The sequence below is a fragment of the Marilutibacter penaei genome (assembly GCF_014145395.1).
Lineage (GTDB): Bacteria > Pseudomonadota > Gammaproteobacteria > Xanthomonadales > Xanthomonadaceae > Marilutibacter > Marilutibacter penaei.
Genome location: NZ_JACHTE010000001.1, coordinates 318,930 through 344,906 on the forward strand (window position 1 = coordinate 318,930; position 25,977 = coordinate 344,906).

At 68.7% G+C, this 25,977-nt stretch carries 26 protein-coding genes; 4 read left to right on the forward strand and 22 right to left on the reverse strand.

The features are described 5' to 3' along the window. Positions 1-37: 37 nt before the first annotated feature. The 5 genes from rodA to H4F99_RS01410 all read right to left on the reverse strand — a co-directional run bounded on the left by rodA (position 38) and on the right by H4F99_RS01410 (position 5,772). Complete coding sequence (gene rodA, locus H4F99_RS01390; protein ID WP_182667917.1) at positions 38-1,150, reverse strand: rod shape-determining protein RodA; 1,113 nt, start codon at positions 1,148-1,150, stop codon at positions 38-40. Beyond that, the gene (gene mrdA / locus H4F99_RS01395) at positions 1,150-3,093 is read right to left on the reverse strand and encodes a penicillin-binding protein 2 (RefSeq protein WP_182667918.1); all 1,944 of its coding nucleotides are present in this window, start codon (positions 3,091-3,093) and stop codon (positions 1,150-1,152) included. The genes rodA and mrdA overlap by 1 nt, the downstream gene beginning before the upstream one ends. Then, on the reverse strand, positions 3,093-3,578 hold the full coding sequence (gene mreD, locus H4F99_RS01400) for a rod shape-determining protein MreD (RefSeq protein WP_182667919.1): 486 nt from the start codon (positions 3,576-3,578) through the stop codon (positions 3,093-3,095). Before mreD ends, mrdA begins: the two co-directional genes overlap by 1 nt. Continuing rightward, positions 3,575-4,573 carry a rod shape-determining protein MreC gene (gene mreC, locus H4F99_RS01405; protein WP_182667920.1) on the reverse strand — a complete coding sequence of 333 codons (999 nt, stop codon included), beginning with the start codon at positions 4,571-4,573 and terminating at the stop codon, positions 3,575-3,577. The genes mreD and mreC overlap by 4 nt, the downstream gene beginning before the upstream one ends. Positions 4,574-4,725: 152 nt before the next feature. Further along, positions 4,726-5,772, reverse strand: a complete 1,047-nt coding sequence (locus H4F99_RS01410; protein ID WP_182667921.1) for a rod shape-determining protein — start codon at positions 5,770-5,772, stop codon at positions 4,726-4,728. Between the two features lie 295 nt (positions 5,773-6,067). Here H4F99_RS01410 and H4F99_RS01415 point away from each other — a divergent pair, with 295 nt between their 5' ends. Then, positions 6,068-7,000, forward strand: a complete 933-nt coding sequence (locus tag H4F99_RS01415) for a carbohydrate kinase family protein (RefSeq protein WP_182667922.1) — start codon at positions 6,068-6,070, stop codon at positions 6,998-7,000. 13 nt (positions 7,001-7,013) lie between these two features. Here H4F99_RS01415 and H4F99_RS01420 read toward each other — a convergent pair whose 3' ends face one another. From H4F99_RS01420 to ubiE, 4 genes are all read right to left on the reverse strand, one after another. Then, positions 7,014-7,481 carry an aminoacyl-tRNA deacylase gene (locus H4F99_RS01420; RefSeq protein ID WP_182667923.1) on the reverse strand — a complete coding sequence of 156 codons (468 nt, stop codon included), beginning with the start codon at positions 7,479-7,481 and terminating at the stop codon, positions 7,014-7,016. A gap of 163 nt (positions 7,482-7,644) precedes the next feature. Further along, entirely contained in the window at positions 7,645-8,382 is a 738-nt protein-coding gene (locus tag H4F99_RS01425; RefSeq protein ID WP_182667924.1) for a hypothetical protein, read from the reverse strand. A gap of 78 nt (positions 8,383-8,460) precedes the next feature. Next, positions 8,461-10,446, reverse strand: coding sequence for a M1 family metallopeptidase (locus H4F99_RS01430; RefSeq protein WP_182667925.1), 1,986 nt, complete (start codon positions 10,444-10,446; stop codon positions 8,461-8,463). Positions 10,447-10,565: 119 nt separating this feature from the next. Continuing rightward, entirely contained in the window at positions 10,566-11,339 is a 774-nt protein-coding gene (gene ubiE, locus H4F99_RS01435) for a bifunctional demethylmenaquinone methyltransferase/2-methoxy-6-polyprenyl-1,4-benzoquinol methylase UbiE (protein ID WP_182667926.1), read from the reverse strand. A gap of 225 nt (positions 11,340-11,564) precedes the next feature. On the opposite strand from ubiE, the gene H4F99_RS01440 reads away from it, so the two are divergent. Beyond that, a complete protein-coding gene (locus H4F99_RS01440; RefSeq protein ID WP_182667927.1) occupies positions 11,565-12,056 on the forward strand; it encodes a GNAT family N-acetyltransferase in 492 nt (163 codons plus the stop codon). Between the two features lie 10 nt (positions 12,057-12,066). After that, entirely contained in the window at positions 12,067-12,522 is a 456-nt protein-coding gene (locus H4F99_RS01445; protein ID WP_182667928.1) for a nucleoside deaminase, read from the forward strand. A gap of 33 nt (positions 12,523-12,555) precedes the next feature. Here H4F99_RS01445 and hslU read toward each other — a convergent pair whose 3' ends face one another. The 12 genes from hslU to H4F99_RS01505 all read right to left on the reverse strand — a co-directional run bounded on the left by hslU (position 12,556) and on the right by H4F99_RS01505 (position 22,284). Continuing rightward, entirely contained in the window at positions 12,556-13,947 is a 1,392-nt protein-coding gene (hslU, locus tag H4F99_RS01450) for an ATP-dependent protease ATPase subunit HslU (RefSeq protein WP_182667929.1), read from the reverse strand. An 11-nt stretch (positions 13,948-13,958) separates the two neighbouring features. After that, positions 13,959-14,510, reverse strand: coding sequence for an ATP-dependent protease subunit HslV (gene hslV / locus H4F99_RS01455; protein ID WP_182667930.1), 552 nt, complete (start codon positions 14,508-14,510; stop codon positions 13,959-13,961). A gap of 440 nt (positions 14,511-14,950) precedes the next feature. Then, positions 14,951-15,826 carry a tyrosine recombinase XerC gene (gene xerC, locus H4F99_RS01460; protein WP_182667931.1) on the reverse strand — a complete coding sequence of 292 codons (876 nt, stop codon included), beginning with the start codon at positions 15,824-15,826 and terminating at the stop codon, positions 14,951-14,953. A 22-nt stretch (positions 15,827-15,848) separates the two neighbouring features. Next, positions 15,849-16,541 carry a DUF484 family protein gene (locus tag H4F99_RS01465; protein WP_182667932.1) on the reverse strand — a complete coding sequence of 231 codons (693 nt, stop codon included), beginning with the start codon at positions 16,539-16,541 and terminating at the stop codon, positions 15,849-15,851. Beyond that, the gene (gene dapF, locus H4F99_RS01470) at positions 16,534-17,394 is read right to left on the reverse strand and encodes a diaminopimelate epimerase (protein WP_182667933.1); all 861 of its coding nucleotides are present in this window, start codon (positions 17,392-17,394) and stop codon (positions 16,534-16,536) included. The genes H4F99_RS01465 and dapF overlap by 8 nt, the downstream gene beginning before the upstream one ends. Further along, a complete protein-coding gene (gene lptM, locus H4F99_RS14350; RefSeq protein WP_220480982.1) occupies positions 17,391-17,621 on the reverse strand; it encodes an LPS translocon maturation chaperone LptM in 231 nt (76 codons plus the stop codon). The genes dapF and lptM overlap by 4 nt, the downstream gene beginning before the upstream one ends. A 37-nt stretch (positions 17,622-17,658) precedes the next feature. Next, entirely contained in the window at positions 17,659-18,075 is a 417-nt protein-coding gene (locus H4F99_RS01480) for a YbaN family protein (RefSeq protein ID WP_182667934.1), read from the reverse strand. A 68-nt stretch (positions 18,076-18,143) separates the two neighbouring features. After that, on the reverse strand, positions 18,144-20,327 hold the full coding sequence (locus H4F99_RS01485; protein ID WP_182667935.1) for a S9 family peptidase: 2,184 nt from the start codon (positions 20,325-20,327) through the stop codon (positions 18,144-18,146). A 94-nt stretch (positions 20,328-20,421) separates the two neighbouring features. Beyond that, on the reverse strand, positions 20,422-20,526 hold the full coding sequence (locus H4F99_RS01490; protein ID WP_246371180.1) for a type II toxin-antitoxin system RelE/ParE family toxin: 105 nt from the start codon (positions 20,524-20,526) through the stop codon (positions 20,422-20,424). 29 nt (positions 20,527-20,555) lie between these two features. Then, the gene (locus tag H4F99_RS01495; protein ID WP_182667937.1) at positions 20,556-20,759 is read right to left on the reverse strand and encodes a hypothetical protein; all 204 of its coding nucleotides are present in this window, start codon (positions 20,757-20,759) and stop codon (positions 20,556-20,558) included. Between the two features lie 539 nt (positions 20,760-21,298). Next, positions 21,299-21,910: a M23 family metallopeptidase gene (locus tag H4F99_RS01500; RefSeq protein ID WP_182667938.1), complete on the reverse strand. Its 612-nt coding sequence runs from the start codon at positions 21,908-21,910 to the stop codon at positions 21,299-21,301. A gap of 173 nt (positions 21,911-22,083) precedes the next feature. Beyond that, on the reverse strand, positions 22,084-22,284 hold the full coding sequence (locus H4F99_RS01505; protein ID WP_182667939.1) for a hypothetical protein: 201 nt from the start codon (positions 22,282-22,284) through the stop codon (positions 22,084-22,086). Positions 22,285-22,587: 303 nt separating this feature from the next. Here H4F99_RS01505 and H4F99_RS14660 point away from each other — a divergent pair, with 303 nt between their 5' ends. Beyond that, positions 22,588-22,989 (forward strand): DUF4329 domain-containing protein, encoded by a 402-nt coding sequence (locus H4F99_RS14660; protein ID WP_182667940.1) that lies wholly within the window; start codon positions 22,588-22,590, stop codon positions 22,987-22,989. Between the two features lie 745 nt (positions 22,990-23,734). Here H4F99_RS14660 and H4F99_RS01515 read toward each other — a convergent pair. After that, positions 23,735-25,903 (reverse strand): prolyl oligopeptidase family serine peptidase, encoded by a 2,169-nt coding sequence (locus H4F99_RS01515; RefSeq protein WP_182667941.1) that lies wholly within the window; start codon positions 25,901-25,903, stop codon positions 23,735-23,737. Positions 25,904-25,977 lie beyond the last annotated feature (74 nt).

Below are 25,977 nucleotides of genomic sequence, written 5' to 3' on the forward strand. Positions count from 1 at the left end.
GCCGCCGCGAGTCAGGTCACGTTGTCGTTCATGGACGTCAACGTGCGTGCACGGGACGGTGCACGCGCACGGCCATCACCACGCCCATGCCGGCGAGCAGGGACACCGCCGAGGTGCCGCCGTAGCTCAGCAGCGGCATCGGTACGCCGACGACCGGCAGCAGGCCGGCGATCATGCCGCCGTTGACGATCACGTACACGAAGAACGCCAGCCCGAGCGCACCGGCCAGGAGGCGCGAATAGCCGTCGCGGGCCTGCGAGGCGATCCACAGGCACCGGCCGACGACGAACAGGTACAGACCCAGCACGACCGCCACGCCGATCCAGCCGAACTCCTCGCTCAGCACGGCGAAGATGAAATCCGTGGTGTGCTCGGGGATGTAGTTGAGGTGCGACTGGCTGCCTTCCCCCCAGCCCTTGCCATGGAGTCCGCCGGCGCCGATCGCGATCTTCGACTGGATGATGTTCCAGCCCGCGCCGAGCGGGTCGGACTCCGGGTTCAGGAAGGTCAGGATGCGGTCCTTCTGGTACGGGCGCAGCAGCCAGAACCAGGCCACCGGGGCGGCTGCGGCCACGCCCGCGAACGCCATCCCGAACCACCACCAGGGCAGGCCGGCGAGGTAGAGGGCGAACGCGCCACTGGTCGCCACCAGCATGGCGGTGCCGAAATCCGGTTGCAGCAGGATCAGGCCGGTGGGCACCGCGACGATCGTGGCCGCGACCAGCACGCTGCCCACGCGCGGCGGGAGCGGTCGACGGTTGAGGTACCACGCCACCATCATCGGCAGGCTCAGCTTGAGCACCTCGGCCGGCTGGAAATAGAACACGCCGAGGTTGATCCAGTGCGAGCCGTGACGGCCGGTGCCGATCACCAGCACCAGCAGCAGCGGCACCAGCGAAGCGCCGAACACCAGCGGTGTCCAGTTGCGCAATTGCGAGGGCGATACCCGCGAGAGCGCCCACAGTGCCGCCAGCCCCACGGCGAAGCGGCTGCCCTGCGCCATCACCAGGTGCATCGATTGCCCCCCGGCGCTGTACAGCACCGCCAGCCCGATGCCCATCAGCGCCAGCAGCGCCCCGAGCAGCGGCCAGTCCAGGGTGCGCACAACCCGCAGGACGAGGTCGAACAGCCACCGCAGGATCTCGCCCATCAGTGCACGTCCGCCGCGGCCGGCGAGGCCTCGCCGGGCGCCGGCGGTGGCGTCGCGGCCTCGACCGCCCCGCCCTCTTCCGCCGTGCCGTCCTGACCGGCGCCGGGCATGCGGCCCAGCAGCCATGCATCCAGTACCTGGCGGGCGATCGGCGCGGCGGTGCTGCCCCCGTACCCGCCCCCTTCCACCGCCACCGCCACCGCGATGGTGGGCCGGTCGGCCGGCGCGAAGCCGACGAACAGCGACCGGTGGCGGAGGTGCAGGGGCAGGCTGCGCGGGTTGACCGCGGCGTTGTCGCGCCGGCTGGCGACCTGCGCGGTGCCGGTCTTGCCGGCCATCGTGTACGGCGCGTCACTGGCGATGCGCCAGGCGGTGCCGCCCGGCTGCATGGTCTGCACCATCCCTTCCCGCACCACCTGCAGGTTTTCCGGACTGGGGCTGATGGGGGTGCCCGGCGGCTGCGGCAGCGGTGCCCACGGCGCATCGAATCCGACCCGCTCCTCCTTCACCAGGTGCGGTCGGCGCAACTCGCCATCGGCGATGCCCGCGATCGAACGGACCAGCTGCAGGGGCGTCACTTTCCAGTCGCCCTGCCCGATGCTGATGTTGACGGTATCGCCGGGATACCAGCGCTCGCGCCGCGTTTCCATCTTGTACGCGGGCGACGGGAGGATGCCGTCGATCTCGCCGACCAGGTCCACGCCGGTCGGGCGACCGAACCCGTAGCGCGCCATGTAATCGTCGAAGCGCTCGATGCCCATGTCCAGCGCCAGCTGGTAGTAATAGGTGTTCACGGACTGCGCGATCGACTTGCGCAGGTCGGTCCAGCCGTGGCCGCCCCGGTGCGAATCGCCCCAGCCGCGGCTGACGCCGGGGAGGTAGAACATGCCGGTGGACATGACACGGTCCTCCGGCCGGCGCACGCCACTGTCCAGGCCGGCCAGCGCGATGAGCGGCTTGAGGGTGGAACCGGGGGCGACGCCCCCCAGGACGAGCCGGTTGAACAGGGGCCGGGACGGGTTCGTCGTCAGCGCGCGGTAGTCCGCGTGGGAAATGCCGTTCACGAACAGGTTGGTGTCGTAGCCCGGCAGGCTGATCATGGCCAGGATCTCGCCCGTGCGCGGATCCATCGCGACCGCCGAACCCTCGTACTCGCCGAAGGCATCGACCATGGCCTGCTGCAGGTCGATGTCCACGCTCAGGCGCAGGTCGGTGCCGGGCACGGCCGGCACGCGCCCGACCACGCCCATCGGCCGTCCGGCGACGTCCGTCTCCACCTGTTCGTAGCCCACCTTGCCCCGCAGCGCCTCTTCGTACGCACGTTCGATGCCGGTCTTGCCGATGTGGGTCAGCGCGCGACTGGCCTCGTCCAGGCCCGCGAGGTCGTCCTCGTCGACCCGGCCCACGTACCCGATGATGTGCGAGAGCAGTTCGCCGTGGGTATAGCGACGGTTGAGGTAGGAGACCAGCTCGACGCCCGGATAGCGCCAGCGATCGACCGCGAAACGCGCGGCTTCCTCCTCGCTGACCCGCATCTTCAGGATGACCGGGCGGAAGCCCCGGGTCACCCGGCGGGTCGCCTCGAACCCGTCGATCTCCTCCTTCGTGAGGTGGAAGATCTCCGCCAGCTCCGGCAGCCAGGTCCCGGGGTCGCCGGCCTCCTCGGGCGTCACCTCGACGCGGAACGCGGGCACGTTGTCTGCGAGGATCCGGCCCTTGCGGTCGTAGATCACCCCGCGCGCCGGGACCACCGGCCGCAGCTTGATCCGGTTGGCCTCGGAGCGGGTGGCGTATTCGTCGTGCTGCACCACCTGCAGGCGGAAGTACCAGCCGGCGAGCACCCCCAGTGCCACCAGCACCCCGACGAAGGCGACGAAGGCCCGCCGCCGGAACTGGTCGGCCTCCGCGGCGGGATTCTTGATGACCCGGCGACGCAGCGGCATCAGGGCCTCCGCCACCCGCCCTGGCGGACACCGTCCAGCGCCAGGTGCAGCAGCGGCCACAGCACCATGCCGATCAGCGGGGTGAACCAAGCTTCGGCCGGGGCAGGCGGCAGTTGCAGGGCTCCGTGCAGCACGGTGACCAGGATCCGGTCGTTCAACAGCAGGCCGCCGATGGCAAGCGCCTGCTGCGACATCGGAAAGAAACGAAGGCGCGCGCGGAAACGCTGCAGGATGTAGGCCATCACCACCAGGCGCAGCGCGTGCTCGCCGAGCAGGCCGCCAAACGCCAGGTCAGCCAGCAGGCCGACCACGAACGCGAAACCAAGCCCATAACGATCGGCGTCGTCGATCACCCAATAGGCCACCACCAGCGCCAGCCAATAGGGACGGTAGGGTTGCAGCACGGGCGCCAGCGGCACCAGGCCCAGCACCAGCGCGAGCAGGATGCTGACCGGCATCACCCAGGGGCGTCGCTGCCGCGTCATGGCGCCTCCCCTGCGGCGTCGCCGGACGGCTCGGGCGCCTCCCCCGGGGGCCCGCTTGGCGGCTCCGCGGGCTCCGCGAGGCCGTTCGCGTCGGGCGCGCCGCCGTCCTCGCCATCCGGGGCGGTGGGCGGGGCGGCAGGCGCACGCATTTCGGGTGGGACTTCGCGCACCAGGAGCACGTTGCGGCCGCGGTCGAGGCGGGCGGCGGGGCGCACATCGCCGATCAGGAAGGCGCGGCTGTCGTCCGGGCGCAAGGTTTCGATGGTGCCGACCACGAATCCGGCAGGGAACCGGCCGCCCAGCCCGGAGCTCACCACCGTATCGCCAACCTTGATGTCGCTGGACATCGGCACGTTCTGCAGGGCCAGCCGGTTCCGTTCGCCGGTGCCGTAGGCGACCACGCGTACGCCGGTCCGGGCCACGGTGACCGGCAGCGCGTGGGACGCATCGGTCAGCAGCAATACGGTCGAGTGCATCGGCGTGGCCTCGATCACCTGGCCCATCAAGCCGCCGGCATCGATCACGCTCTGGCCGACATGCACGCCATCCCCGCGTCCGGCATTGATGACCAGGCGCTGGCGGGTGGGGTCGAGGTCGATGTCCAGGATCGAAGCGAGCTGCACGTCCAGCCGCCCCTGCTCGGCCGCGCCCATCAACTCGCGCAGGCGGGCGTTCTCGGCCGACACGGCCTGCAGCCGTGCCAGACGCGCATTGTTCACCAGCGCTTCGTTGCGCAGCCGGGTGTTTTCCTCGGTGAGGTGCGCGAGCGTGCCTGCATCGTCCTGCACCTTCTCGACCACCTGGCCCGGCCAGCCGGCCACCATCCACAGCGGCTGCACCAGCAGCGAGGCCTGGGCGCGCGCCTTGTCCAGCCAGCCGCCGCGGTGGTCCAGCGCGATCAACACCAGCGCGACCACCAGGTACGCCAGCAGCCGCAGCGTCCCGGCGACGTCTCCGGAGCGGCTGGGGGCGGTGGGACCGGCGTATGAAGGCACTGTGGGGAGGGCGTGGGGAGGGACGTGGGAACGGCCGGCAGCGCAGCCGGCGGCAGGCAGCGTGGCAGGACCTGGCTCACAGACTAGCCGGCTTTCCGCCCGGGCTCACGCCCCCTGCGCGAACCCGGCGCGCCCGCCCGGAGCCGGATGCCTTATTCGGGCGTGAAGAACTCGTTGCCGTGCATGTCGACCAGCTCCAGCGCGCGGCCACCGCCACGGGCGACGCAGGTCAACGGATCGTCGGCGACCTGCACGTGCAGGCCGGTTTCCTCGCTGATCAGCTTGTCGAGGTCGCGCAGCAGCGCGCCGCCGCCGGTCAGCACGATGCCGCGCTCGGCGACGTCGGCGCACAGCTCCGGCGGCGTCTGTTCCAGGGCCAGGCGGATCGCCGCGACGATGCCCGACAGCGGCTCGCGCAGGGCCTCGAGCACCTCGTTGGCATTGAGGGTCACCATCTTCGGCACGCCCTCGGCCAGGTTGCGGCCGGAGACCTCCATGGTGCGGGCGTCTTCCTGGGGACACGCGCAGCCGATCTCCAGCTTGATCCGCTCCGCCGTCGCCTCGCCGATCAGGGTGCCGTAGGTGCGGCGTACGTAGTTGATGATCGCCTCGTCGAAACGGTCGCCGCCGATGCGGGCCGACGCCGAGTAGACGATGCCGTTGAGCGAGATCACCGCGACCTCGGAGGTACCGCCGCCGATGTCGACGACCATCGAGCCGCGGGCCTCGGTCACCGGCATGCCAGCGCCGATCGCGGCCGCCATCGGCTCCTCGATCAGGTAGACGTCGCGCGCGCCGGCCTCCTCGGCCGATTCCTTGATCGCGCGGCGCTCGACGTTGGTCGAGCCGCAGGGCACGCAGACCAGCACCCGCGGGCTCGGCCGCAGGAAGCGCGACTTGTGCACCTTGCGGATGAAGTACTTCAGCATTTCCTCGGTATAGGTGAAGTCGGCGATGACGCCGTCCTTCATCGGCCGGATGGTGGTGATGTTGCCCGGCGTGCGGCCCAGCATCTGCTTCGCCTCCGCACCCACCGCCGCCACCGAGCGGCTGCCGCCGATCATCCGGTCCTGGCGCACCGCGACCACCGAGGGCTCGTTCAGGACGATGCCCTGTCCGCGGACATAGATCAGGGTGTTGGCCGTGCCCAGGTCGATGGACAGGTCATTGGAAAACATGCCGCGAAACTTCTTGAACATCGGGGAACGGGCCGTCTACGGGAGGGGGTCGGAACAGACCGGCTAGACTACCCGCCCCCCCGGGGGCCGGGCAAGGAGAAAACCGCTTGAAATCGGGGTTTGCCGCGGTTTTTGCCGACCCGGTCGCGCCCCGCCGCCCGGCCAGGGCGTCCACCGCCAGCGCCCCCGACGCTGGCCCCCGGCAGGCCCAGCCGGTAGGCTTCCCCGGTTTGCAGGCGGCGCTGCGGGCGCGGAAGCCCCTGCCCGCCCTCCGGAACCGGCGCGCCGTGCGCCCGACAGACCTCCAGGTACCTCCATGTCCGCTCTGATCTGTGGCTCGCTCGCGTACGACACCATCATGGTCTTTCCCGACCAGTTCAAGAACCACATCCTCCCGGACAAGGTGCACATCCTGAACGTGTCGTTCCTGGTCCCGCGGATGCGTCGCGAGTTCGGCGGCTGCGCCGGCAACATCGCCTACAACCTGAAGCTGCTGGGCGGCGATCCGATCCCGATGGCGACCGTCGGCCAGGACTTCGGGCCCTACCGCGAGTGGTTCGAGGAGCATGAGATCCCGCTCGACCAGGTGAAGGTGATCGACGAGCTGTTCACGCCGCAGGCCTTCATCACCACCGACCACGACAACAACCAGATCACCGCGTTCCATCCGGGCGCGATGATGCGCAGTTACGAGAACCACGTGAAGGACGTGCCGGGCGTGAGCTTCGGCATCGTCAGCCCGGATGGCCGCGAAGGCATGCTGCAGAACGCGCGCGAATTCGCCGAGGGGGGCATCCCCTTCATCTTCGATCCGGGCCAGGCCATGCCGCTGTTCAAGGGAGACGAGCTGCGCGCCTTCATCGAGCAGGCGGACTACGTCACCGTGAACGACTACGAGTCCAACCTGCTGCAGGAGCGCACCGGCTGGGACGAGAAGGCGATCGTGGAGCGCGTGAAGGCCTACATCGTCACCCAGGGGCCGAAGGGCGCGCTGATCCACACGCCGCAGCAGACTTTCGACGTCCCCCCGGCCCACGAACGCCGCGTCACCGATCCGACCGGCTGCGGCGACGCCTTCCGCGCCGGCCTGATCTTCGGCATCGAGAAGGGGTGCGACTGGATGACCATCGGCCGGATCGGCAACCTGATGGGCGCACTGAAGGTCGAACACCCGGGCACGCAGAACCAGCGTTTCGACTACGACGGGTTCGCCGAGCAGTTCCGCCAGCAGTTCGGCTACGCGCTCTGACCCGGCGGCCCGCTCACATCACGTGGGCGAGCCAGAGCATCTCCGGCTCGGCCAGCTTCTCGAACTCGTCGTAGGGCATCGACACGGCTTCGGTATGGGTGCCGGCGTTGAACGCGATGTCCGCCTGGCGCGCAAGGCGGGAATCGACGTACACCGGCATGCCGTACAGGTGGCCGAACGGCGGCATCGCCCCGACCTCGCAATCCGGGAACGCATTGCGGAACTCGGCCTCTTCGGCCAGCTCCACTTCAGCCTCGCCGAGCGCACGCGACAGTCGCAGCAGGTCGACGCGGTAGGACGCGGGCATCACCATCATTGCCAGCCGTCCGTCCACCTTCAGCATCACGGTCTTGGCGAACAGCGAGCGGCTGACATGGGTGGCTTCCGCCGTCTCGTGCGCGGTAAGCGTGCGTTCGTGCGGGTGTGTGGTGTAGTGCGCGTGGCGCGCATCGAGCAGGTTGTGGAGCCGGGGCGCGAGCATGACTGCCTCCGCATCGACAGGCGCCACGTTCCTCGCGGCGCCGCCGCTGGATGGCCGGACGCGGACATCCTGTCCGTCGTCGCCGGGAATGCCGGCACGGCATCCCGCGGGTCCAGCCTACTCCGGTCGTGCAGAGGCGGCGTCAACGCCCGTCGGAAAAACCTCAGTTCCAGCCGGGCAGCTGCCCCGGCTCCAGCCCGCCGACCTCGAAGGCCGCGCTGCGGGTGCCGCCCGCCTTCACCGGAAACTCGATCCCGATCACGCCGGCGTCCTTCACCGTGCGCCAGAGCATCTTTTCATCCTCGATGAACATGGCGATGGCTTCGTCGGTATCCGGCCGGCTGGCATCGACGGGCCGGGGCTCGGCGTCGTCCACCTTCAGCATGACCTTGCAGCCGCCATAGCAGTCGAAGTCGCCGGCCTGCAGCACCAGGTAGCTGCTGCGACCCCAATCCGGGTTGTCGCGGAAAATCAGCTGCACGGGCTTGTCGCCGCTGCCGTCGGTGTCGACGCGTTCACGCGAGAAGATCGACGCGGAACGCTGCTGGCCGTCCTTGAAGGGCTGCGTCTGGTAGGTCCACAACGCGGCAAGCCGCAGCGTCTCGCGCGCCTCGGTCGCCCGGGTCCGGGCCTCCGCGTAATCGCCGGCGATGCGTGCCGCGGCCGCGCTCCCCGGGTACTCGGCATTCAGGATGTCCCCATGGGCGCGCGCCAGGCCCCAGTTGCCGGCCGCATACGCCGTGTCGAACTCAACCGCCATCGCCTCCGCCGCCTGTTCGCGTGCATCGGCCTGGGCCGCCTGCTGCTGTTGCGGGTCCGGGCCGGGCTGGCACGCAGCCAACAGGGCGACGGCGAGCCCCAGCGCAAGGCGTCGCGGGAACGGGACAGGGGCGGGGGTCATGGTCGATCTCCTGGGGAACATGGCGTCGCGACACCGGATGGACCCGCCGCCGACCGTGTCCGCGGCGGGTCCGGCAGGTCAGTCGACCGGCCCACCCTTGGCGGCGCCCGGCGACTTGGCCTCCTCGATCAGGTGCTCGACGCTGGCGGTGGTGATCGGGTGGTAGCCCGGTCGCGCCCTGGCGAAGGTCGCCTCGGCCAGCGCCAGGCCCTCGGGCGTCTTCACCAGTTCGGCATAGGTCGGCATGATCAGCTTGCGGCGGCCGATCGTCTCCAGGAACGCGGCGGCGGCATCATTGGCCTGCGTGTAGCCGCTGCGCACGGCCAGCGGGTACCAGCGCATGGCGACTTCGCCATTGGCGGTGCCGGTGAAGGCATAGGCCTCGTCCAGCGCAACCAGCTGCGCGGTCTCCAGGGTCTCCGGCATGCCGTCGAGGAAGTGCAGCCATTCCTGGGTGCTCCAGGCGTCGGTGACCGCCTTGGCCGGCAGGGTGCCGTCGGCGAGCCAGGCGGTGCGTGCGGCGTCGACCTTCTCCAGCAGCGGCGACTTCACCTCCGGCGCGGACGCCGGGATGCCGGTGCCGTAGATCCACTCGTCGAGCTCGGCTTCGCTGACCTTGCCCGGATGCCTGTCGAGCAGGTTCTCGCGCGCGTAGTCGATGAAGGTGGTGGTGGGGATCGACTGGAAGGCGAAGTGGTCGAAGTAGCCGCGCAGGAAGGTGTCGAAGTCCTCGCGGCCGAAGCGCGATTCCAGGAACGCCAGGAACCAGGCACCCTTGTCGTAGGCGACCTCGGTCAGCGGATCCTTCGCCGTCACCTCGACGTCGGGGCGGATCGCCAGCGCCTGGCCCTGCGGCGGCATGTCGCCGATGGTCTTGCGCAGTTCGTTGCGCGCGAGCAGGTATTCCATGTCGGCGAGGTCCTTGCCGTACAGCTCCTCGACGATGCGGTTCTCGACGTAGCTGGTCATGCCCTCGTTGAGCCACTGGTCCTTGGGCGTGGCGAAGGTGACCAGGTTGCCTGACCAGCTGTGCGCCAGTTCATGCGCGATCAGCGATACCAGCGACTTGTCGCCGACGATGACGGTCGGGGTGATGAAGGACAGGCGCGGGTTCTCCATGCCGCCGTAGGGGAACGACGGCGGCAGGACCAGCATGTCGTAGCGGCCCCAGCGGTACGGCCCGTACAGCTTCTCGGTGACCTCGATCATCTTCTCGGTATCGGCGAACTCCTTGACCGACTTGTCGATCGCCGCCGGCTCGGCCCAGACGCCGCTGCGCTCGCCCACCGGCTTGAACACCAGGTCGCCCGCCGCGATCGCCAGCAGGTAGGACGGGATCGGCTGCGGCATCGTGAAGCTGTAGTCGCCGTCGCGCTCGGCCCCGGGATCGTTGTCGGCGCTCATCAGCACCATCGCATCCTTCGGAGCGGTGACGTGCGCGGTGTAGGTGAAGCGCACCTGCGGCGTGTCCTGCAGCGGCACCCACGAGCGCGCGTGGATCTGCTGGGACTGGCTGAACATGAAGGGCGACGCGCCGCCCTCGGTCATCGCCGGCGTCAGCCATTGGAGGCCGGAGGCCTCGGGGGAGGTCTTGTAGCTGACGCGAATGCGCGGATTGCGATCGGGCGCGGCGATGGTCAGCTTGCTGCCCAGGCGCTCGTCGGCATCGTCGACCACGAAGGTCAGGTCGATCCAGCTGCCGTCCTCGCGCTCGCCCACGACTTTCTCGATCTCCAGCTCGCGGGTATCGAGGGTCAGGCGCCCCGCTTCGGGATCCACCCAGTCCAGTTCATACGTCGCACTGCCGGCCAGGGTCTTCGCGTCGAAGTCGAGGTTGAGCGCCAGGGCCAGGTCCTTGATGCGCACCATCTCCGGCTCGGCGTAGGAGAACACGTCGGCGCGGGCGGTCGCCTCGGAGCCCGCCTCGGCGTCGTCCCGGGCGGACAGGTCGGTGCCCGGCTCCGGCGCGGCGGTGGCCGTGTCGCCCGTCGGGGGGGCCTGTTCGGATGAACAGCCTGCGGCGAGGGCGGCGGCAAGGCAGAGGGTGAGCAGGGAGGCGCGCATTCTGGCTCCACGGGTACGGTCGGACCGCCGAGTCTAACGCCTTGCCACGCCCCCCCGCATGGCCCGATCGGTCCCCCTGGTGGAGGGGAGGGCCCGCTCCGCCGGGCCCGGCCGGGGCGTCAGACCCGGTAGCCGGTGTGGATCGCGCAGATGCCCGCCGACAGGTTGCGGTAGCGGCAACGGGCGAAGCCGGCGGCCTCCATCATCCCTTTCAGTTCGGCCTGCGGGGGATGCTTGCGGATGCTCTCGGCCAGGTACTGGTAGCTGTCGGCGTCGTTGGCGAACAGGCGGCCGAGCACGGGCAGCACCTTGAAGGAGTGGAAGTCGTAGACGGGCTTGAACCAGTCCGCGGTGACTTCGGAGAACTCGAGTACGCGGGCCTGGCCGCCGACCTTGAGCACGCGGTTCATCTCGCGCAGGGCGGCGTCCTTGTCGGTGACATTGCGCAGCCCGAAGGCGATCGTGACCAGGTCAAAGCTGGCGTCCGGGAACGGGAGCTTCTCGGCGTTCACCTGCACGTACTCGAAACCCGAGACCTTGCCCTGGTCGGTCATGCGGTCGCGGCCGACGCGCAGCATCTCGCCGTTGATGTCGCCGAGCACGATGCTGCCGGTCTCGCCGACGCGGTCGCGCAGCAGCAGGGCGATGTCGCCGGTGCCGCCGGCAAGGTCGAGCACGCGGTCGCCACGCCGGACCTGCGAGGTGGCGACGAAGTAGCGTTTCCAGACCCGGTGGATGCCGAGGCTCATGAGGTCGTTCATGAGGTCGTACTTGCCGGCGACCGACGAGAAGACTTCGCCCACGAGTTTCTGCTTGTCGCCGACGGGGACGTCGCGGAAGCCGAAGTGGGTGGTGGTCGAGGAGTCCTGCGGCGGGCTGGGCTGGTCGTTCATGGTGGGGATTGTCGCCGATCCGGGGTGAAAAGCCGACATCCGCTGCGCTGGGCTTACCCTGGCTAGCGACTGGGCAGGCTTGCGCCGCGGGACACGCCGTGAATACATCCTTGTAGGCTCGGGCGCGGCATCCATGCCGCGCACGGTCCCTCGACGCAAGCCGGCCCATTCGCCCGGCACCACATCGCGCCTTGTGTCGATCAACTGCACTGGCATCATGCAGCGATGAACGCGCAACCCGCCCTCTCCTGGCACGCCAGCCCCTTCGACGCGCTCACCGTCGGCCAGCTCCACGACCTGCTGCGCCTGCGCAGCGAAGTGTTCGTCGTCGAACAGGCGTGCGCCTATCTCGACATCGACGGCAAGGACCGGCATGCGGACACCTGGCACCTGCTCGGTGAAGCCGCGGACGGTCAACTGGCGGCGTACCTGCGGCTGCTGCCGGCGGGACTGGGGCATGGCATCGAAGATTTTGCCGAGGCGAGCATCGGCCGTGTCGTCACCTCGCCGGCGTGGCGCGGGCGGGGTCTCGGCGATCCGCTGATGCGGGAAGGCCTGGCCCTCGCGAAGCGTGTCCTGCCGGGCGCGCCTCTCCGGCTCGGGGCACAGGCGCACCTGCAGCACTTCTATGCCCGCCACGGATTCACCGTGGCGTCCGATGAATACCTGGAGGACGGCATCCCGCACGTCGAGATGCTGCGCCCCGGCCGGCCGTGAGGACAGCGCCATGATCGAGACACCCGACTACCGCGCCCTGCTCGACACCGCCATCGCCGAGGCCCGCGCCGGGCTCGCGGAAGGTGGCATCCCGATCGGAGCCGCGCTCTACCGCGACGACGGCACCCTGCTCGGCTGCGGCCACAACCGACGTGTCCAGGAGGGCGACCCGTCGGTGCATGGCGAAACCGATGCGTTCCGCAAGGCCGGCCGGCAGCGTGGCTACCGCGACACGATCATGGTCACCACCCTCGCCCCGTGCTGGTACTGCAGCGGGCTCGTGCGCCAGTTCAACATCGGAACGGTCGTGGTCGGCGAGTCGGTGAATTTCCGGGGCGGCATCGACTGGCTGCGCGAGGCTGGGGTCCGCGTCGTCGACATGGCGGATGAGCGCTGCATCACGATGCTGGGCGACTGGATCGCCGCCCATCCGGATGTGTGGAACGAGGATATCGGTGAGGACTGAGCGCCTCGTCGCACCTTCGCCTGGAAGGCCACCTCAGAGAATGTAGCGGCTCAGGTCCGGGTCCTGCACGAGCTCGCCGAGGTGCTGGTCGACATAGGCGCGGTCGATGGCGACCGACTGGCCGTCGCGGTCCGGCGCCTCGTAGCTGAGCACGTCGAGCAGGCGCTCGAGCACCGTATGAAGCCGCCGGGCACCGATGTTTTCCTGGCGCTCGTTGACGATCGCGGCGATCTCGGCCAGGCGGTCGACGGCGTCTTCAGTGAAGCGCAGGGACACGCCCTCGGTCTTCATCAGCTCGATGTACTGCGTAGTCAGCGCCGCCTTCGGCTCGGTCAGGATGCGGACGAAGTCGCCCTTGTCCAGCGCGCCCAGCTCGACGCGGATCGGGAAACGGCCCTGCAGCTCCGGGATCAGGTCGCTGGGCTTGGCGAGATGGAATGCACCGGACGCAATGAACAGGATGTGGTCGGTCTTGACCGGGCCGTACTTGGTACTGACCGTCGAGCCCTCGACCAGCGGCAGCAGGTCGCGCTGCACGCCTTCGCGGCTGACGTCGCCCCCGCTCATGTTCCCGCTGCGCTTGGCGACCTTGTCGATCTCGTCGATGAAGACGATGCCGTGCTGCTCGCAGGCCTCGATCGCCGCTTCGCGCACCTCGTCCTCGTTGACCAGGCGCGCGGCCTCGTCCTCGACCAGCTGCTTGCGCGCGGCCTTGATCGGCAGGCTCTTCCTGTGGGTCTTGCCGCCGGCCACCTGCGAGAACATCTGCCGCAGCTGCTGGCCCATTTCTTCCATGCCGGGCGGCGCCATGATGTCGACGCCGACGTTGACCGCGGCTTCGATCTCGATCTCGCGCTCTTCGAGCTCGCCGGCGCGCAGCTGCTTGCGCAGCTTCGCGCGGGTGCCCTCTTCGGGTGCATTGGCCTGCGCCGAGGGTTCGTCACGGGTGGCATCGGCGACATTGAAGCCGAACGAAGTCGCATTGCTGGTGCGGCGCGGCAGCATCGCATCGAGGATGCGGTCCTCGGCACGCTCTTCGGCCTGGGTGCGCACGCGCGCCTTGGCCTGCTCGCGATAGAGCTTCACCGCGGTGTCGGCGAGGTCGCGGACGATCTGCTCGACATCCTTGCCGACGTAACCGACCTCGGTGAACCGGGTTGCCTCGACCTTGACGAACGGCGCATTGGCGAGCGTCGCAAGGCGGCGCGCGATCTCGGTCTTGCCGACGCCGGTCGGGCCGATCATCAGGATGTTCTTGGGCATGACCTCGTCGCGCAGGGCGTCGTCCAGCTGGGCACGGCGCCAGCGGTTGCGCAGCGCGATGGCGACGGCGCGCTTGGCCGGGTGCTGTCCGACGATGTGACGGTCGAGTTCCTGCACGATCTCGCGCGGGGTCATGGTGGCGGAAGTGGTATCGAACTTCATGCGGGCCGGCCTCAGAGCTCTTCGACGACGACGTTGCGGTTGGTGTAGATGCAGACATCGCCGGCGATGTTGATCGCCTCGGTGGCGATGGTGCGGGCATCGAGCTGGGTGTGCGCGATGAGCGCGCGCGCGGCGGACAGGGCGTACATGCCACCGGAGCCGATGGCGATGATGCCGTCCTCGGGTTCGATGACGTCGCCGGTGCCGCTGATCACCAGGGATGTCTCGCGGTCGGCAACGGCGAGCAGGGCCTCGAGCTTCCCGAGGCGGCGCTCGGTGCGCCAGTCCTTGGCCATTTCGACGGCGGCGCGGGTGAGCTGGCCGTGTTTCTCGAGCTTGGCTTCGAACAGTTCGAACAGGGTGAAGGCATCGGCAGCGGCACCGGCGAATCCGGCGAGCACCTGGCCGTCGCGACCGAGGCGACGCACCTTGCGGGCGTTCGACTTCATGACGGTGTGGCCGAGGGTCACCTGGCCGTCGCCGGCAACGGCAACGTGGCCGTCGCGGCGCACGGAGACGATGGTGGTGGCGTGGAAGACGTTCGGGTTCTGGCTGGGGTCCATGGGGGCCTCCGGGGTGTCCTTTTCAGGTGGGGACGCGGGAGGCGCGTTCAAGCGCAGCGCCTGCCGATGAATGAACGTGAAGGTCAGCAATGAGCTGGCATGAGGCTCCCAGTGCGTCGCGAGGGCGCGGGTGGGCAGACCAAGCCTGGACACGCCGTGAATACGTCCCTGTAGGCTCGGACGCGGCATCCATGCCGCGTACGGTCCAGTCTCGGTCTGCCCACCCGCACCTAGATACATGGCTGGGACTGGCTGGCGCTGTATGCAACAGGCGCCGGACGAACCTGAGTTGACGGGGTCGGGCAAGCCCGTGCCGGACTTTCCGCAACATGGATGTTGCGGAAAAGCCTACAGGGACGTATTCACGGCGTGTCCGGCATGGGCTTGCCCGACCCCGTCGCACCGATCACTGGCCGCATCGCTTCTGCCAGACGCTGAGCCTACTTCCCCTTCCGCTTCGCCCGAGGATGCGCGTCGTCGTAGACGCGTGCCAGATGCTGGTAGTCCAGGTGCGTGTAGATCTGCGTCGTTGCGATGTCCGCGTGCCCCAGCAACTCCTGCACGCCGCGCAGATCGCCCGACGACTCCAGGATGTGGCTTGCGAACGAATGCCGCAGCAAGTGCGGATGCACGCGCTTGAACAGGCCCTGCTGCATCGCCAGCTTGCGCAGTCGCAACTGCACTGCGCGAGGGCTGATCGGTCCGTTCCGGCCCGGGAACACCGGAGCGTCGTTGCCGGCACCCGTCGACGCGCGCCATTCCGCCAGCGCGCGTCTTGCATGCGAACCGATCGGCACGCTGCGCTGCTTGTTGCCCTTGCCGGTGACGTGCACCAGCGCATCGTCGAGATCGAGCTGGTGCCACCGAAGGCCGCACAGCTCCGACAGGCGCAGGCCTGAGGAATAGAACAGTTCCAGCAGCGCGCGGTCGCGCAGGCCCAGTGGCGCGTCGGTCGGCACCTCCACCAGCGCCTTGGCCTCGTCCGGGTCGAGCACGTTGGGCAGCTTGCGCGGGGCCTTGGGCGCGCGGATGCCCGCCGCGGGGCTGGCGGCGATGCGGCCCTGCTTCAGCAACCAGGTGTACAGGCTGCGACAGGCCGAGAGACGGCGCTGCAGGCTTTTTGGCGACAGGCCGCGGCGGTGCTCGGCGGCGACGAAGGCACGCAGGTCGGCGGTTTGCAGCTCGAGCAGGTCGCGGCCTGCCGCGTCCGCCCAGCCCTGCAAGGCCGCAAGGTCGCGCCGGTAGGCGTCGAGGGTATGCGCGGACGCCTGGCGTTCGACGCGCAGGTGGGCGATGAAATCCTCGATGGCGGTCATCGGCGGTGTCCGCCCGCGGCTCTCAGTCCCGCGCCGGCGCCTGCGGCTCGAAACGCTGCAGCGCGGTGACCAGGGCCTCGCCCATCATCCGAAGGAACAGCGTGCCCATGCCGGGATAGAAGCGGTTGGCGTCGTGGCTGCCGACCGCCACCAGGCCCACGCCCGGCAGCGGTAGCAGCGCGCTGGACTGCACTTCCTCGACGCGCGCATCGTAAAGCAGGTCGTTCTTGGCCGGCTGCAGGCGGCCGCAGATCGGCTCGCCGTCGGCGAGGCAGTCGCGGAACGCATCGAGCGCGGGATCACCCTCGTCGACCACGTGGAGCCAGTCGGCCTCTTCCATCCCGGCAACCGGCTGGAACACCACGATGCGCACCAGGTCGCCTTCGAACTCCTCCGACAGCGTCGCCGCCATCGCCCGCAGGGTATCGCCGGCACTGCCCTGGCGCATCAGCGCGAGGGCGAGCTGGTGGGTGCGGACCGCGAGGCGTTCGTTCTGCTGCGCATTGGCGAACAGCTCCTGCAGGCGACGCGAGAGCTCGCGGTTCTTGTCGCGCAGGACTTCGAGCTGGTAGCTGGCCAGCGAGGCCGCGGTGCCCTCGTCGCGCGGTACCACCAGCGTCAGCGCAAGGTCGGGGAACTGCTGCAGGAAGCGCGGATGGCGGCGCAGCCAGGCGGCGACTTCATGCGCGCCGAGCTTCTCCTCGTGGTCATGCATCGAACCAGTCTCCTTCGAACACGAATGCGGTGGGGCCGGTCATCGCTACTTCGGCGTCATCGGCCGGCCATTCGATCTGCAGGTCGCCCCCGGGCAGCGACACGGTGACAGCGCGATCGACCCGGCCGCGCCGCATCAGCACCACGGCTGCCGCGCAGGCGCCGCTGCCGCAGGCCAGGGTCTCGCCGACGCCGCGCTCGAACACGCGAAGGCGCACATGGTCGCGCGACAGCACCTGCACGAATCCGACGTTGACCGAATCCGGGAACACGCCGTCGGCCTGCAGGGCGGTCCCGATGGCCGCCACCGGTGCGGCATCGACGTCGTCGACCTCGATCACCGCGTGCGGGTTGCCCATCGACACCGCGCCGAACGCCGGCAGCGCGTCGCCGGCGGTGTAGGTGTCGGCACGCGCGATGCCGGCGGCCATCGGGATGCGGGCCGGCTCGAATTCCGGGACGCCCATGCCGATGCGGTAGCGGGTGGCGTCGATGCGTTCGACCGGGTGCCGGCCGGCGGGGCTGTCGACCACGAAGCGCTGCGCGGTCGCGGCACCGTCGCGGACCAGCCACGCGGCCACGCAGCGCGCGCCGTTGCCGCACTGCAGGGCCTTGGAGCCATCGGAATTCCAGATGCCGTACGCGGCAACCACGCCGGGATCGGGGGCGTCCTCGATCGTCAGGATCTGGTCGCAGCCGACCCCGAAGCGGCGGTCGGCGAGCGCCTGGCACAGCGCCGGCGAAGGCGCGGCGCGACCGCCGCGCAGGTCGATGATGACGAAGTCGTTGCCGGCGCCGTGCATCTTGCTGAAGTGCAGCGGTCCGCCATGCGGCCGGGGTGCCTCGGCGCTCATTCGTCGCCGCCGTCGTCCTCGGGCGGGTCGACCGGCACCTCCACGGGCGGGTCGACCGGTGCGGCGTCCAGCGGGCCCTGGTCCAGCGGGCCTTGGTCCAGCGGCGCGTCGTCCGTCGGCGGCTCGACCGGGATGTCCACCGGCGCCTGGACCAGCGGACCCTTGTTGCCACAGGCGGCCAGCGCGAGGGCCGCGAGGGCGACCAGCAATGCAGTGCGTGCGTTCATGCCGGCAGTGTAGCCCGGCCTTCCGACGCTGCGAAGCTCAATGCGTGGGTGGTTCAGGCCGGCACCACAGCCACGTCGCAACGATCGTCATGATGCCGGTGCCGGTGGCCGCCATCCAGACCTTGGGTGCGGTCAGGAACATGACCACCGCGCAGCCCGCCATCATCACCGTCGCCAGCCATTTGGCGCGACGACTGACCGCGCCATGCGCCTGCCAGTCGCGGATCATCGGACCGAAGCGCGGGTCGGCCAGCAGGCGCCGGTGCAGTTTCTCGGAACCGCGCGCGGCGGCGAACGCCGACAGCAGGATGAAGGGCACCGTCGGCAGCCCCGGCAGCACGATCCCGACCAGACCGAGCGCGAGCGCCAGATAGGCCAGCAACCACCAGGCCCAGCGGAAACGCACGCGGGGCGGGCTCGCGGGAGCGGCAGGCGGGACGGGCTCTGGCTTCATGGCGCCATTCTAGGCGCCGGCGGCCGGGACACGCGCGGAACGCGGCCCGGCCCATGCCACGCGGGACCTCAAGGCGCCGCGGTGCGCACGCCGAGCTGGTCGAGCATGAAGGCGTACATCTCGGCACGTTCGCGGAAGCGGCGGAAGCGGCCGGACTTGCCGCCGTGCCCGGCTTCCATGTTGGTGCGGAACACCACCGTGTTGTCCGAGGTGTCGACGTCACGCAGGCGCGCCACGTACTTCGCCGGCTCCCAGTACTGCACCTGCGAGTCCCACAGGCCGGTGCCGACGTACATCGCCGGGTACGCCTGCGCCGACAGGTTGTCGTACGGCGAGTAGGACAGCATGTAGGCGTAGTAGTCGGCCTGCTCCGGGTTGCCCCACTCGTCGTACTCGTTGGTGGTCAGCGGGATGCTCGGGTCGAGCATGGTGGTCACCACGTCGACGAAGGGCACCTGCGACAGGATCACGTGGTAGTCCTGCGGTGCCATGTTGGCGATCGCGCCCATCAGCAGGCCCCCGGCGCTGCCGCCGTAGGCCGCCACGCGGTCCGGCGCGGCGTACTTCTGCTCGACCAGGAAACGGGTGACGTCGATGAAGTCGGTGAAGGTGTTCTTCTTGTTGAACAGCTTGCCGTCGTCGTACCAGGCGCGGCCCATCTCCTGGCCGCCGCGGATGTGCGCGATGGCGTAGACCATGCCGCGGTCGAGCAGGCTGACCACGGTGCTGTTGAAGCCCGGGTCGGTCGAGGAACCGTAGCTGCCGTAGGCGTACTGCAGCATCGCCGCGCTGCCGTCGCGCTGGAAGCCCTTCCGGTAGACCAGCGACACCGGCACCCTCGTGCCGTCGCGTGCCGTGGCCCACAGGCGCTCAGTGACGTACTGCGATGGGTCGTAGCCGATCACCGGCTCCTGCTTGAGCTGGCGACGCTCGCCGGTGTCGACGTTGAGCTCGTAGGTGGTGGCCGGCGTGGTCATCGAGGTGTAGCCATAGCGCAGCCACGCGGTGTCCGGCTCCGGATTCGAGGACAGGCCCATCGAGTAGGCCGGCTCGTCCGCCTTGACGTACTCGCCCTCGCCGCCCGCCCCGCCCGGCGTGCCGCGGACGATGCGCAGGCGCTCCAGGCCCTCGGAACGCTCGGCGATCGCGGTGAAGCCGTCGAACAGTTCGATGCCGTCGATGAAGACGTCGTCCTTGTGCGGGATCCATTCCTGCCAGTCGCGGCGCGAGGTGCTGCCGCTCGGCGCGGTCACCACCTTGTAGTTCTTCGCACCGTCGGCATTGGTGACGATCACCCAGCGGCCGTCGAAATGGTCGGCGTCGTACTCGACGTCGCGCTCGCGCGGCGCCAGCACGGTGAACTCGCCCGGATCGGCGGCCGGCGTGCAGCGCATCTCGCTCGACACCGTGCTCTCGACGCCGATGCAGATGAACTGCTCGTCGCGGGTCTTGCCGATGCCCATGTAGAAGCTGTCGTCCTTCTCCTCATAGACCAGGACGTCGTCGGCGACCGGCGTGCCGAGCACGTGCTTCTTCACCCGCACGGTCAGCAGGGTCTCGGGATCGTTCTCGACGTAGAACAGGGTGCGGTTGTCGTCGGCCCAGACCAGGTTGGCGGACACGCCCTTGATCTCGTCGGGGTAGAGCTCGCCGGTCTGCAGGTTGCGGAAGCGGACGGTGTACTGGCGGCGGCCGTTGAGGTCCTCGGCGTAGGCGAGGATGGCGTCGTCGCGGGTGACCTCCCAGTCGCTGACCGCGTAGTAGTCCTTGCCCTCGGCGAGTGCGTTGACGTCGAGCAGCACCTGCTCGCCGGCGAAGTCGCCGCGGCCGTTGGCGGCCTGGATGGACAGCGCGTCGATGCCGCCGGCATCGCGGCGGCGGGCGTGGACCGGGTAGTCCTTGCCGGTCTCGTAACGGGTGTAATACCACCAGCCGTGCTTGCGGTAGGGCACCGAGGCGTCGTCCTGCTTGATGCGGCCGACGAACTCCTCGTACAGCGCGTCCTCGACCGGCTTCAGCGGCGCCATCACCGCGTCGGTGTAAGCGTTCTCGGCCTGCAGGTAGGCCAGCATCGCGGGGTCTTCGCGGGCGTCGTCGCGCAGCCAGTAGTACGTGTCCTCGCGCTCGGCGCCGTGCGGGGCCTTGACCACGTGCGGGCGTTGTTCGGCGTCCGGGACGGGCGGCAGGTCGGCGGCGGGGATCGCGGAAGGAAGGCTCATCAGGACGGCGGCCAGCAGCAGGGTGGGCTTCATGGGATGGGGTCCGAGGTCGGGTTTCGCAACGGTGGCCCGACGATACCCGAGCCCGGAGCGGGCCCATATAGGTCCGATGGCAGGGGGTGGGGGCTCAGCCTTCCGGCGCCATCCAGTCGCGGCGCCCGTGCCACACGCGCAGGATCTCGACCGCGTCATCGCCGGCGCGATACACGATCAGGTAGGGCGTGCGCTTCATCGAAGTCCAGCAGGGCTTTGACCGACCACCTAAGCGCCCGCATCCACGCCCCATTTACGGAACACGCGCCGCACGTCCTCGTCGCTGGCGAACTCGCCGCGATCGGCAGCCGCGATGCCCTCCTGGACGGCCTTGCGGAACCGAGCCTGTTCGATCACATCGTCCCAGGTCGCCCCGGGCGGCAGGTGGTCGGCCAGTTCGTGCACCTGTTGGCTCAGGTCGGGGGTTGCCATGCGCATGGATCCGGTGAGGTCTACCGCCAAGCTTACGCCCCCCCTTGCGAAGAGGTGCGCTGTTGGGGCCTGCGTCTTGCCCTCCCGGCGTTCGTGCCGGGCGGTGAGGCGGGCGGAAAGCAGGCGACGGGGCCTGCAGGTTGGGCACTGGCGGCGGCTGCGGGGGCAGGTGCCCGGGTTTCGTGTGGGACGTCGAACCGGTCGTACGCAAGGTCGGGAACCTGATACGTCACGTCAGCAGGCTCGCGCGCGAGGCCGGGGACGCCTTCGCTGAGTGCCGTCCCTTCGCGATCGGGGTCGCGGACCTCAGGGATGAGGTCCCGGACCTCGTGCGAGGGGTCCACAGGCTCGATGACGAGGTGCCAGACCTCGTGAATGGGGTTCGCAAGCTCGTGAACGAGGTCTGGCACCTCGTCAATGAGGTCTGGAACCTCGCGAACGAGGTTCGGGACCTGTTTTTAGCCGACGATGACCGCACGATCAACGAACATAGCCACGAGGCTCGCTCGCCGTCGGTTTCGCCCGGCGTGCCGCGCGCCCTACTCGACCGTCATCGCGCGCAGGTCCCAGCGCACCTGCAGCGCCTGCTCGCCCCGCCAGGCACCGATGTGCACGTGCGGCGCCCGGGCGTAGCCGTTGTTGCCGACGAAGCCGATCCGCTCGCCCGCCTTCACCTGCGCCCCCGCTTCCACCACGAAGTCCTGCAGGTGCGCGACCGCGAACATCGTGCCGTCCGCGGCCTTCAGCACGATGCCGGACGCCCGGCCTGGGAGGGGCTCGCCCGGCACGTTCGTCGTCGGGTTCACATGCAGTTGGACCACCTCGCAGTCACAGGGCGAATGGACCGGGCGGTTCCAGCCGTACCAGTCCTCGTTGCTCGCGCCATCGGTCCGGTACAGCTTGAGGAAGCCGCCGGGCGAGGCCTCGTCGAAAGCGGCGATGACGCAGTCCTGGCCCAGGTCGTCACCGGGATAGGGCAGCTCGCCCACCCCGTGCTCGGCGCACATGTACCGCTCCCGGAACAGCGGATGGGCCAGCACCTGTTCGATCGCCGCCGATGCACCGGGCGATGCCGGCCCCGGCGGAGGCGGCCGTTCGGCACGGGCGGGCGCTAAGACGCATGCAAGCGAGAGCAGCAAGAGGTGGCGCATGGGCTCGTCCGGTTCCTGGGTCGGCGCAGCGTATCGCGCACGCCCTGGCCCCTGAACGGCGGGAAGGCACCCTGACTTTTCTCAGGGCGTGTGGTGGAGGGCGTAGTACGGCGAGTCGCGGCTGATGTACTCGGCGATGCCGTCGATATCGTCGAGCGCCTCCTGCGACCAGCTCAGCGCGCCAGCCATCGATCCAGACGCTGCCGTGCTTCTTCCTGGCTGTAGCGACGACCGCCCGCGACATCGGCCTGACCGCGCCGGATCTTCTCCAGCACGTACAGGTGGTACTGGATGTCCTCCAGTGTGCTGTCATCGGGAAGGTGGGCCAGGAGGGCCTGGACTTCCTGCTTGGCGGTGGCGGTGGCCGAGGACATGACCGGGCTCCTGTGCGGGATCGGGTCCATTTTATGCCGCCTCCGGGCCGTGATCGTCCAGCCCGCAGGTCCAGGAACGGGGGTCAGGGTCCAGGAACGGGGGTCAGAGTCGACTTTTCTGACCGTGGGTCATTGGGGGCGCAATAGATGCGGGTGCCAGCGCTGGCCAGCTGCCCGCAGAGCTGGAGGTGCAAGCCCAGCGTCCAGATCACGCGGCCCCACTGCATGCGCTCCTGCACGGGCATACGGCGTTCGTGGCAGGCGCAGCTCGTGGTGACGAGCTCAGAAAGTCGACGCTGACCCGTGTTTTCCCCCATCCAGTACTACAACTGGCGATCCCGTCGGGATGGAATTGAATATGGAGGTAGAATTCTGGCGATGCCGAACGGTACATACACCTATGGGGCGGCCGTCAGCGGCACGCCAACCAGCGTAAAGTTGTCAGCGATTTCGAGCAATGTTGTCGGTGACTACCATACTCATCCCTTAGTGGAGGGATACGATGGAGAGAATTTCTCAGGGTCCGATATCGATGGCTACTTGGCTAGTGCGTTAGCGGTGGCGCAGCAGTTTGGAACTATGGAATATAGTTCGTTCCTCGGCACACCTCGTGGAGTTATTCGGATGTTGAACTCAACTTCCGCCAACGCTCTCAATCCTATCAATCTGCGTGATGTAGCCGGAGAGAAATGCTCATGCCAATGAGAGGCGCTCTACTCCTAGGGTTAGCAGCCCTACTCGTTACGGCGAGTTCGGGATTTGCCGCAATCGCGGATGGGGGCAGCAACGTCGCGCCGACCGCAGCAGGGCAGATTGAGCAGAAAATTGAGGATCAGCAGGGGAACCGAATCCGGACCTTGGAAAGGCTTCTCACCCCGAGTGACGAGGAACGGCAGGCAGAGTTAATCTATCTCGCCTCAATTGAGTTTCTAGATTTCTTGCAGCAGATGAGACTAAATGCAGGACCCGGCCAGAATGCAGGATTGGATGACGTTTTGTCGGATCCGCGCAGCTATCACACCCGAATCAGATACGACGGCGGCGTGATTTATGTCGCCTTTGTACCTAAGAACGAGGCCATTAGGGGCGGCGGGGCAGAGATCGGGATTGACACAGCTTCCGGAAGAACGGTTAGTGTCCAGCCCCTGATGTAATCAAGACCAATGCCTATGTCGGGCGGCGACCAACAAAGTTGATCCGCTCGGGTTGCGAGGGATATCTCTGAGTGCGACTAAACAGGGGTCAGACCCGACTTTCCTGTAGCTGTCCGCGAGGCAACCCGTCGCGTCGTCGCTGAGCGAGTGCGGGTATCAGGCACACCCTCCCCGGTGTCGCCCGGAACAACCTCCCCAGAGGCCATGCACCAAAAAGCGGCGGGGCTTTCGCGCCCGCCGCTCTCGTTTCGACGCTCATCCGCACGGGCGGGGCCGGGGCCCCACCCGTGCCGGGCTTACTCGACCAGTTCGTTCCACAGGAAGGTGTAGGCGAGCGCGCTCATGTGTGCGGCCTGGGCGTTGTTGGCGGCGCCGCCGTGGCCGCCTTCGATGTTCTCGTAGTAGCGCACGTCCTTGTCGGCGTCGAGCATCAGCGCGGCCATCTTGCGGGCATGGCCGGGGTGGACGCGGTCATCGCGGGTGGAGGTCATGAACAAGGTCGGCGGGGTGTCCATGGCCGGGTCGAACAGCTGGTAGGGGGAGAAGGTCTGGATGAAGGCCCACTCCTCCGGCTTGTCGGGGTCGCCGTATTCGGCCATCCACGAGGCGCCGGCCAGCAGCTTGTGGTAGCGCTGCATGTCGAGCAGGGGCACCTGGCAGACGATCGCACCGAAGTGCTCGGGGTACTGGGTGATCATGTTGCCCATCAGCAGGCCGCCGTTGCTGCCGCCCTGCGCGCCGAGGTGTCCGGGCGAGGTGACCTTGCGCGCGACGAGGTCCTCGGCGACCGCGGCGAAGTCCTCGTAGGCCTTGTGGCGGTTGGCCTTGAGCGCGGCCTGGTGCCAGCGCGGGCCGTACTCGCCGCCGCCGCGGATGTTGGCGACCACGTAGACGCCGCCCTTCTCCAGCCAGCCCTTGCCGGCGGTGGCCGAGTAGCCCGGGGTCAGGGCGATCTCGAAGCCGCCGTAGCCGTACAGCAGGGTCGGGGCGGTGCCGTCGAAGGCGAGGTCTTCGGGGCGGACCATGAAGTACGGCACGCGGGTGCCGTCCTCGCTGGTGGCGAAGTGCTGTTCGATCACCTTGCCTTCGGCATCGAAGAAGGCCGGCATCGACTTCAGCGGCTGCGGCGCTTCGCCGACCTCGGCGATCGAGAGGGTGGTCGGGGTCAGGTAGTCGGCGACGGTCATCCATACGGCGTCGCTGTCGACGTCGTCGACCGCGCTGATGCCGACCGTGCCGAAGTCCGGGGCGCCGGTGAACGCGCTGCGCGTCCACTCGCCCTCGCCCGGGGTCAGCACGCTGAGGCGGCTCTTGACGTCCTCGAGCACGTTCAGCACGAGGTGGTTCTTCGTCCAGGTATGGCTGGACAGCGAGGTGCGCTCGGTCGGCGTGAACAGCGCGGTGAAGTCGCGCTCGCCGGCCATGAAGGCGTCGAAGTTGGCAGCGATCAGGCTGCCGGCCGGCCAGGTGGTGCCGCCGGCGGTATAGGGCTCGCGCAGCTCCAGCACCAGCCAGTCCTTGTGCACGCTCTTGTTGACCGAGTTCGGCACGTCGACCTTGGCCAGCGAGCCATCGCCGTTCCGCAGGTACAGCTCGTCGTTGTAGAAGGCGATGGTGCGGATGACGAAGTCGCGCTCATGGCCCGGGGTGTCGTCGTGCGCGGCGGCGATGTACATGTCCTCGGCGGTGCCTTCGTAGACCACGGTGGCCTCGGACATCGGCGTGCCGCGCTTCCATTCCTTGACGATGCGCGGGTAGCCGGACTCGGTCATCGCCGGCGCACCGTCGGCGCCGGGGCCGAAGTCGGTGTAGACGTAGACGGTGTCGCGATCGATCCAGTCCAGGCCGCCCTTGGCCTCGGGGCGGAAGAAGCCGTCTTCCACCCAGGTCTTCGTCGTCAGGTCGAACTCGCGGGTGACGTCGGCATCGGCACCGCCGCGCGACAGCGCGATCAGGCAGCGGTCGAAGGCCGGGCGCAGGCAGTTGGCGCCGTGCCAGACCCAGTTCTCCCCTTCAGCGGCGTTCAGCGCGTCGAGATCGAGCACGGTCTCCCATGCGGGCTGGTCCTTGCGGTACTCCTCCAGCGTGGTGCGACGCCACAGGCCGCGCTCGTGCTGCCGGTCCTTCCAGAAGTTGTAGTAGTGGTCGCCGATCTTCTGCACGCCGGGGATCTTGGCGTCGGAATCGAGGATCGCGCGGAGGTCGGACTCCAGTGCCTTGAACTCGGGCGTGGCGCTCAGCTCGGCCTCGGTGCGGGCGTTCTCTTCGCGCACCCACGCCAGCGGGCGGTCGCCGGTCACGTCTTCAAGCCACTGGTACCGGTCCTGCGACGCGGGGTTGTTCACGGCGGTCTCCTCGGCATGGGCGTTCCCGATGAGACCGGCGATACCGGCGGTGGCCAGGCCGGCCGTCAGCAGGACGGACCGGCAGGCCCGGGTCAGGAGGGACGGGCTCGGCTTGGACATCGGGGCTCCCCTGGTGTCAGGTGGTTTCGGGACGAAACCGGGGACGCTAGCACAGGGCCCGGGGCGACCTGCCG